We start from the raw sequence: 8,405 nt of genomic DNA, 5'->3' as shown, positions 1-8,405 counted from the left end.
CATATTCAACCTATTCCAGCCGCTATTGTCTTGTTCCAGCCAACGTTCACGATTGGCATCAACAAGGCGTTGATTGTGGGCATCAAGCACACCTCCCCCTTGTATGGCATTGGAATAGGCATTCCCATAACCCTGTAAGAAGTTATTTGAGGCACCCAATTGATTTTGATTGGCTTGGTCTATCATGGCATTGGCTTGCATCATGCGATCCGCATCACGATTATATTGCTCTAACATAGCACGAGCGTATATAGAATCTCTTCCTTTCCGCACTTCCTCTCTGTGATCAGGAGTTGCATAACGACCAATCCCTGAGAAATATCTGTTAATTTGAGTGTCTGAATCATCTAATGCTTCTTGAAGTGCTTGTTTGAAATACGAATTTTCTCCCATCATACCACCAGAGGCCATATGTCGAAGATTCATGGCTGCCGACGTTGGATTATAGATTGTATTCATCAAAGAGCGATTTTGATAATGATGAGGAATACTTCCAAGACCACCAATTCCATAGCGCGTTTGATCACTTAACGGCGCTACACGAGGACCACCATAAACATTACCACCCATCCCTGTGTCATACATGTTATACGCATCTGCACCCCCACGCTTAAAGACATTCTGCATCCAAGTAGGAGGGGCGCTTGTTTGTACCTGCTTTTGTTCTGTCGTTGTTGGTGTCTTGCTCCCCATGTCACAATTCCTTCCTATAATAAAGCATAGCTATGCCATAGCCTTGCTTGTCCAATGCGCGCTTCCAACCTAAACGCCCTAAAATCTCTATCTCAAAAGCCCCATTCTCACGCGCCCAATCCTCTGCAACTTGCAAATTATCAACCAAATTAAGAACGCCCTTGCCACTACATTCACAAATCAGAGCGCGCTTCTTTCCTAAAACTGTCTGCTGTATCTGGGTCGTGACTGCCGCTAAAAAGCGCTCGTCATCATCCAAAACAAGCCATAACTGTTTCTTGCCGCTGCAAATCGCTTCAATGAGCTCTTGCAACGTGATTTCATGTTTGAAACGCTCTACATACTCTCTAAAGGATGCAATGATGTCTTCAAGATAAGGCGCTATACGCTCCATATCCCAAGACGTGGTCAAAAAGACTTTTGCCATTACCCTCTGCCTAAAGGACGTAAATCCACATTAAATCCTGTGATTTGGTTCCAATGAACACCTTCAGGAATACGCAATTTAAAGCGGTGATAACGATTGCGCGAACGACCATGATAAGCACCCGTGACATATGAACATGCCCTCTCTTGGTGCCATATAATCGGCGTCTGATGATTGCGAAGCCGACGCTCTCCTATGCTTAAAAGACCTTCCGTCGTATCAACTTCAGCAAACATCTTCGTGATAAAGTTAAAACTTCCATCTGGTGCTCCCAATTCTTGCGAAACAACCGTTGCTTCCATCGGCGCACCTGTAAACATAACAAGCCGATTTTGGTCATCAAAAGCACCAAGCATGGGTGCGCCACTTTGCCAACGAGGGCTGTCTAAAGAAGCCGGTAATGTCTCAAGATTGATCGAGATCTCATCTAACTGTTCTAAAGTATAACCTGTCGTAAATACTGGAAACAAAGTGAAAGGTTTTCCCTGTAGCGTCGACCATTTCTGCAATCCCCAATCATAGACAAAGGTCGTTTGCTCGTTATTACCTCTTTTTAAGGACCAGTAAATCCGGTTATCAATGGGGTCTATAACCCCTTGCATCTCATCAAGAGCAAACTTATCAAAGGTTTTAAAAACCGTTCTATCAACCTTCTCAAAGCCTATCGGCAAAAGTTGACCATCAGCACTGATCTGATAAAAGCCACCATCACCAGCAAAAAAAGCATCACTCCCACGACACGCTATAGAGGCTGCACTGCGGGATCCACGCTTGTCTTGAAGCTTTTGAAAAATAAAGGGGACTTTAGAGCCTAGCGTAAAACAACCAGCATAAATAGCAGAACGCAAAAAAACGAGGGGATTGCTCGATTCCGTTGCCCCTTGAACATATTCTCCATCATTAAAATTATGATAATAACAATCTTTATCACCTACCGTCCAATGAGTTGCATCATTCAAACCCGACCAATGGATGCGATTGGGATGATCTGTTAATTGCATCAAACAAACAAAATCACCCCAAACCTTCACCAATCCTGCTTTCGGGGGATTGCCTCCTAAATCTTCAAACCGTTCAGAGCTATGAGTATTAAAGACTTGTGGTTTATCATTTTTATTCACCGCAATAATAGTTTCACCAAATAATGCAAACGACCATTTATTCTCTTCATTTGCTTGATAGGTCACACCACTTTGACTTATGTCTTTCCAACCCTGCGTTTGACTATCATAACTGTAAAGCTTTTGCTTGCCTCCTACGATTATCTTAACACCATTGCCACTTCTAAAGGCTATGCACCCCAACGGCTTTTCTTCTAAAGCATGAGACACTACCACTGCATTAGGCATCGGAATATAACAGCCATCAGCCGGTAAAACATTCACAAGCGTATCCGTAAAGCTACCGTTGACGACCGAAACATCTGGTCTGTAATCAGCGATTGGAAAATAAACCATCTTAAAAATCCGTCGGAATTATTCGAGTGACGTTATGACGTTTGGACGTCTCTGCACGCAATTCATGCAACTGTTCGTTAAAGTCATTGTAAGCAGCGGCTGCACAATCGGGTTCTTTAAGAATATTCTTGTACAGTTCATATTTTGCACGCGCTTTAATCAAATCAAACGCGTGCACAAACCATGGATGCTCCTCATCAACACTCTCTATCTCTGATAAACGCAATGGAGAGAGAATGAGTTGAATCTGATAGGCTTTATCCGGCGTGGGATAAAGATGTAATTTCCTATCAAAATAACTGTAACAAACCGGCGTTCCTTGCTGCTCTGATGATAACAAAGGCTCTAAAGAAACATAGTCCTTACACTCCAAGGCAAACTTATGATGTTGATCAGAACTTAGATAAACGTTTTTGATTTTAACAGCACTTTCGATATGGCGGGTAGCGCTTGCATCATAAACACCTTGTCCCGCCCGTGTCTCAAACACCACATCACGGCTTTCGTTAAAGTAAAAGGTCTCCCGTTCACAAAAACGAATGGCTGCAAAAATGCTTTCTTGGATTTGTTGAACATACTCATCGGCTATGTCATCAATCTCATCTTGAATAACCGACACTAAGTGCGAAAGTGTTCTCTTATGACGATAAACATCTCGCTTTACAGGTATCGGTCCTCCGGTCTTAACCCGAATATAATGACGTGTCATCAAAATACCTCTCAGTGATTAGTCACAAATTCAACGACTATACTTGCTTGACCAGCTTGTACTGTTTTGTCCGCTTTAGCATAGAGAGTGACCTCTTCATCATAAGGGACAAATTCCTTCTGATTGGTGGGCTTAACCTCTTTTACTGCCTGTTGTTTGATTTCCGCTTCACCAAACTCAGTCCCTCCAGCAGTGCTGCCTATTTTGACCTTTGTGTCCGAAAATGCTGTCTTAACAAACACTTTAATTGAAGTAATCAAAGCACCACGAGGTAGCGTACCTATTCTCATAGCGTTTTCTTTATCTTCATAGCTAAAATTAAGCCGCAAAAAGCTTACCTGCTGGGTATGAAGATTTCTCCCTTGCAAGGGCTGTGGTAAATAATCTGCCATGTCTTATCCCCTCAATGATTTGTTACGAATTGCACAACCACAACACACTCACCAGCCGCAGTTGTTTTATCCCGTGTTGCATAAAGGGTCATCTCCTTATCATCTGCAACAAAAGACTTTTGATCTGTTGGCGTAAAATCTTGCGTGCCTTGGGCTTTGATGTCTTTTTCACTGAACTCATTGCCTCCATAGGTGCTGCCTATCTTTAATTTTGCCTCAGAAAACGCGGTCTTGACAAAAGCCTTCATCGAAGTGATCAAAGCGCCACGAGGTAATATCCCTATTTTCGTTGTGAGATGCTTATCTTTATGCGAGATATTCAAACGTAAGAAACTCACCTGTTGGGTGTGAAGATTTCTCCCCTGTAGTGGAGGTGGTAATTGATCTGCCATGTCTTGCTTCCTCCCTATGATTAATTATCAGGTTCACCGCTGTAGGTGGGGATAACAATCGTTCCAAAATCTTGAGCTGTTTGTGCGCTATTGGGCATCTTAAAACGTGTTTTCTTCATTCCTATTAAGGTTTTGGCTGCAACACCAAATTCACGTTCATAATCAAAATACTCTTCTTTAAGCGTATAATGCGTTGCACTGTGATTTTTGCCAAAACCAATAACAGCACTTTGCGCCCCTAGAAACACCGCGCGACGCACACTTTTAACAGCTGTATTATCTGTCGATTTAACACCATGGGTAACATGAATAGCTTCGCGTAAAACAACACCATTATACATGCCAAGAGAACCATCAAAGATTGGGTTCTTTGCACGAGAAGTCGCATAAACCGATTTTTGGATATCTAACCACTCACCAGCGGCTGTATTGGTACGCAATTGCATCACTTGTGTTGGGTGCAAATAGAGAACGTAAACATCATCACCGTTAACATGGACGGGGGAAATTTGCGGATTGGCAAGTTTGGCTTGTTTAACCGCTTCATCAATAAGCTTCAAACTAAAGCTATGTTTGGCTTTATCATTAAGATCTTCATCTTTGGTTTTCCCATCGGGGCGGATAATCCGTTCACTGCTTGGTGCCATGATTTCATTAAAGCCATAATGAACCGGTTTAATGTACACTTCTCGACCATCAACGCTAATCGTACGGGCTGTATAACCACATACCTGCAAAAAGAACATGATGCTTAAACGATTGGCATACCAGCGAACCAAGCCTTCTTTCGCTTTCTTACGTAAATTCGGGAGGATTCTCTGTTGATCAATCGAATCATCATTGGCAACACGCGCCGCATGTAAAAGCTCGTTAATCACCAACCGATCATTCATAAATTGAAGCGCCTCTTCATTGCCTTCTAAGGTTTCGCCTTGCGTGACACCATCTCCAAACAGATTGACTAGCAAACTGAACGTAACACTATCCCCTGCGCTCTTATGGGTTTCGTTATAAAGTTGGATAATGCTGTTCGAACTTTTGCCAATAAGAGGGGCAATTTTTGTCGCTTTCAAAACTTCATTGCTTAATTTCTGTGACCACAATTTCACCGATTGCGGATCATGGGTTCCTATATGTGTTGTTGCCATTGATTTCACCTTTCTTTGCTGTAAAAAAACCGGCTTAAAGCCGGTGGAAAACCCGCATCAAGGCGGATTATGTTGTAAAACTGATTGCCTAATCAGGGTCTGCACCCATTATTTCATAAAAACGGGCTTCATTTTTCGGATTGGATATCCATGCGTTGAATTCCTTTTCTGACATATTCGCAAGTGTCTCTTTGGTCATAGGACCCGTCACGCCCCCTCCACCAGATGCCGTTAAGGTTCTCGCAGAATTCTGACGGCTTTGAAGTGCTGCAACTTGATTATTCGCTTGCACTGCTTGGTTCTGATAGCCAAGGTTTTGCGCTATTCTATAAATCTCTTCTGCCGGATTGAGATCTCTTTGTGCACAAGTGGCTACAATCGTACGCAATTCATTCCTTATGATCTCAGAAATTGTGTTTGGATCTGCATACTCAGGATAAAGTGACGACCAAGAACTCAATTCCTTCGCACGCTTCTCATAAAGAAAATTTGCCGCATCACCAAAATCACTGAATTTATTTTGAAACGACTTAACAGAATTGTTGAAAAACTGACCAAGATGTATATCATGCTGCTGCTGTTCCTCAGCTTGTCTTAGCGCTTCTTTCTGTTCCCTAATATACGCATCCTGCTCTCGAATCTTTTTTCCCATCCAACTCATATAGCCAATAATGTCTTGTGTAGGGTCTGGGGGTGCATTTTCACCTTCAACCATTGGCGTCTGGGACTGGGGTTCATAAAGCTTGACAAGCGCTTCACGAGCTTGTTTGGCTTGTTGCTCCATACGCTGCTGTTCTATACTAGGAACAATCTCTGAAGGCTTTTCAACGGGCTGTGCAACCGGCTCTGGAGAGGTGACATCATCATTATCAATCGTTTCACCATCATAAGTGCCGGCATCAAAAGAGCTCTCATCATCAAAGACCGGTGCTCCAACTCTGTAATCTTCATTCATAGCTTCGTTCATTTCTGCATTCATTCTCTAACCTCTCTCAAATGCTTCTTCCTCTGTATGTTGCCGCTCTTTCACGCATGATTTGATTTTGCGCTCGTTCATTAAGAATACGCTCCCGTTCAAGCTCATGCTTCTGTTGCATCAATTCAGCTTCCAATTCTGCTCTCTTTTGACGCATAACCAATTCAATCTGCTTGCCTTGTAAATCCATCTGTTGCATCTGACTTTTAGCCGCAATATCTTGCTGCTTTTCCTGCAACTTCATTTCTTGTTCCGGATTCATTTGCTGTTGTTGGGCTTGTTGTGCCATTTGCTGCTGTTGCATCTTCTCACTTACACGATTGAGTAATGACGCAGGCAAGGGTGAGTAACGAAGCAAATCAAGCATAATATCCGGTGTTACGGCATTTTGAAGCAACGGTAATAATTGCGTGATAATGCCAAAGGTACGCTCTTTCTCATTCGGGCTGGTTGGAGCATCATCGACAACAATGTCATACTCGACACTCGTTACTTCTTCACGCGTCAATGGAATATATTGCGCATTCTCCTCACCAGATATCCGTACCAAACGCCCATCGGACAAGTAATTCTGTATAAGGTGCAAAATAATCTTACCTTGCCGCTTGCGATACAAACGTAAGCCATCAAACAGACAAGCAAGCAGATTTAAACTGGATTGGCGTCGTTGTGCCTCCAAAATACCCGCTTGTGTCACTTCTCTTGTGCCAATGAATTCGGGCGATAAACCCGTCACCTGATTAATTGCTTCCTTAGCTTCATTAAACAGCTGGAAAAAGCCCTCTGGAAACTGTGCTACAGGCTTTGGTTGTATCTTGCCTTCTGCAAGAGCGCCATCTTCAGCAACTAGCAACGCATCAGCCCGCGCCCAATCTTGCATAGCCTGCCTGATGTCCTTAAACGCCCCTTCCTCGACAATAAGCCCCCCTTTGGATTGGCTATTAAGGATATACATCACTTGACTGAAATATTTATTCGCCCACCGTTGTGGATCTTTTGTCGGGCGCACAACCCCATAAAATTGCCGTTCTATCTTGTCAAAATACCCCGTTATACACTCCCAACCCAATTGACCAGCTGGAACCAAAGGTTGATCGGGGGATTCAAGCAATTTCCTCCCTAAAAAAGCACGCCTTACAACCTTTTTATTAAAAGCCGCCCCTTGAATATTAGGCATCATACATTGAAGCTGTTTAAATTCTTCCTCGCTATAATCACGAAATTCTCCAGTGCTTAAATCAGGCGCCTTGTAATATCGCTCGCTTTCAAACCAACGGCATTCAACAAGTGTAACCATCCGACGACCGTTTTCAACATCAATGCTCCCTTCATCACTGTAATAATCAAGATCATTATGGTGAACACCTTCATGAGAGCTCCCATCACGCGCCCAATCCGCACTCAGCTCTGTCCAATGAGATTTTGGAAACATCTGCTTGGCAACTTCCAAAGGCTTGCGGTCTACATACCACAAACGTTGTGCATCGGTTAAATTCGGTTGCACTGCCGCACTATCCCAGACCATTTTTAAAGGATCTAAACGCGTAATGACCGGTTCACCATCGAGGCTGTTCTCATAATCAAGGCGGGTATCAGTCCACCCCATTCCACAAATGACAGCATCTTGGAAAGCATCACTATCTGCATATTCAGCATGTGCCATGTCGCGAAACCATTCTGCTGCTCCTGTAAGCAATTCACTTGGCAATGCCTTCCCTATTTGACGAGGAATGAATTGCACTTCTCGCTTATTGTTGCGTTCTGAACCCACAACAGCATTCACAAGCGGAGCAATACGATTAAAAGTCATAACGGGGCGGCGTTGCTTTTTTAACGCCGATAAATCTTCTTCATTCCATTGATCACCATTGTAAAAACCAAAATCCTCCCGCGCATGTTCACGCCATTTGTTCACATGCTCCACATCTTCTTTGTACCAGCTCACAAGCTTACGAAACAAACCTTCATGAGAGAGATCAGATACATTGCTGTCTTTTTCTAAACGTTCATCATCATGCATCATTCTGCCATCCATGAGGTACTCTCATATTCCATTCTGCCGCTATAAGCTGGTCGCTTTTGTATTTCTTTTGGTGGTTTGTATGAAATACACATCAGTCCAAAGGCATCTGCCCCATGACTGGACCAATCATGCTCTGCTCCCAAGCCAATATTACGCTTCTCATCCCATTTCTCGTGATACCAGTTCAG

9 protein-coding genes and 1 pseudogene are annotated in these 8,405 nt (G+C 43.2%); all 10 read right to left on the bottom strand.

Features of this window, described 5'->3' with window-relative positions; translation table 11 throughout:
- Positions 1-693: hypothetical protein (locus tag ACFINR_RS08740; protein WP_375654102.1), on the bottom strand; the 693-nt coding region annotated here is incomplete at its 3' end.
- 1 nt (position 694) lies between these two features.
- Positions 695-1,120 (bottom strand): hypothetical protein, encoded by a 426-nt coding sequence (locus ACFINR_RS08735; protein ID WP_375647969.1) that lies wholly within the window; start codon positions 1,118-1,120, stop codon positions 695-697.
- Positions 1,120-2,577, bottom strand: coding sequence for a hypothetical protein (locus tag ACFINR_RS08730; protein WP_375654101.1), 1,458 nt, complete (start codon positions 2,575-2,577; stop codon positions 1,120-1,122). Before ACFINR_RS08730 ends, ACFINR_RS08735 begins: the two co-directional genes overlap by 1 nt.
- 1 nt (position 2,578) lies before the next feature.
- Positions 2,579-3,286, bottom strand: coding sequence for a hypothetical protein (locus ACFINR_RS08725; RefSeq protein ID WP_375654100.1), 708 nt, complete (start codon positions 3,284-3,286; stop codon positions 2,579-2,581).
- An 11-nt stretch (positions 3,287-3,297) separates the two neighbouring features.
- Positions 3,298-3,678, bottom strand: a complete 381-nt coding sequence (locus ACFINR_RS08720) for a hypothetical protein (protein WP_375611028.1) — start codon at positions 3,676-3,678, stop codon at positions 3,298-3,300.
- Positions 3,679-3,689: 11 nt separating this feature from the next.
- Complete coding sequence (locus tag ACFINR_RS08715) at positions 3,690-4,070, bottom strand: hypothetical protein (protein WP_375654097.1); 381 nt, start codon at positions 4,068-4,070, stop codon at positions 3,690-3,692.
- Between the two features lie 20 nt (positions 4,071-4,090).
- A complete protein-coding gene (locus tag ACFINR_RS08710) occupies positions 4,091-5,218 on the bottom strand; it encodes a N4-gp56 family major capsid protein (RefSeq protein WP_375648010.1) in 1,128 nt (375 codons plus the stop codon).
- 88 nt (positions 5,219-5,306) lie between these two features.
- Positions 5,307-6,197, bottom strand: a complete 891-nt coding sequence (locus ACFINR_RS08705; protein WP_375648011.1) for a hypothetical protein — start codon at positions 6,195-6,197, stop codon at positions 5,307-5,309.
- Between the two features lie 13 nt (positions 6,198-6,210).
- Positions 6,211-8,229, bottom strand: a complete 2,019-nt coding sequence (locus ACFINR_RS08700) for a phage portal protein (RefSeq protein ID WP_375654093.1) — start codon at positions 8,227-8,229, stop codon at positions 6,211-6,213.
- A pseudogene (locus tag ACFINR_RS08695) lies at positions 8,214-8,405 on the bottom strand (PBSX family phage terminase large subunit); the annotation flags it as partial. The gene ACFINR_RS08700 and the pseudogene ACFINR_RS08695, both read right to left, overlap by 16 nt.

It is taken from the genome of Bartonella sp. AP19HLJMH (genome assembly GCF_042196245.1).
Taxonomy (GTDB): domain Bacteria; phylum Pseudomonadota; class Alphaproteobacteria; order Rhizobiales; family Rhizobiaceae; genus Bartonella.
Note: the sequence above shows the minus strand (reverse complement) of the source record. Positions and strands in the feature narration are given on the sequence as shown.

What these genes read in the sequence shown, in the direction of transcription:
- ACFINR_RS08735 (WP_375647969.1), bottom strand. Translation starts at nt 1,120, where the DNA reads ATGGCAAAAGTCTTTTTGACCACGTCTTGGGATATGGAGCGTATAGCG.
- ACFINR_RS08730 (WP_375654101.1), bottom strand. Translation starts at nt 2,577, where the DNA reads ATGGTTTATTTTCCAATCGCTGATTACAGACCAGATGTTTCGGTCGTC.
- ACFINR_RS08725 (WP_375654100.1), bottom strand. Translation starts at nt 3,286, where the DNA reads ATGACACGTCATTATATTCGGGTTAAGACCGGAGGACCGATACCTGTA.
- ACFINR_RS08720 (WP_375611028.1), bottom strand. Translation starts at nt 3,678, where the DNA reads ATGGCAGATTATTTACCACAGCCCTTGCAAGGGAGAAATCTTCATACC.
- ACFINR_RS08715 (WP_375654097.1), bottom strand. Translation starts at nt 4,070, where the DNA reads ATGGCAGATCAATTACCACCTCCACTACAGGGGAGAAATCTTCACACC.
- ACFINR_RS08710 (WP_375648010.1), bottom strand. Translation starts at nt 5,218, where the DNA reads ATGGCAACAACACATATAGGAACCCATGATCCGCAATCGGTGAAATTG.
- ACFINR_RS08705 (WP_375648011.1), bottom strand. Translation starts at nt 6,197, where the DNA reads ATGAATGCAGAAATGAACGAAGCTATGAATGAAGATTACAGAGTTGGA.
- ACFINR_RS08700 (WP_375654093.1), bottom strand. Translation starts at nt 8,229, where the DNA reads ATGGATGGCAGAATGATGCATGATGATGAACGTTTAGAAAAAGACAGC.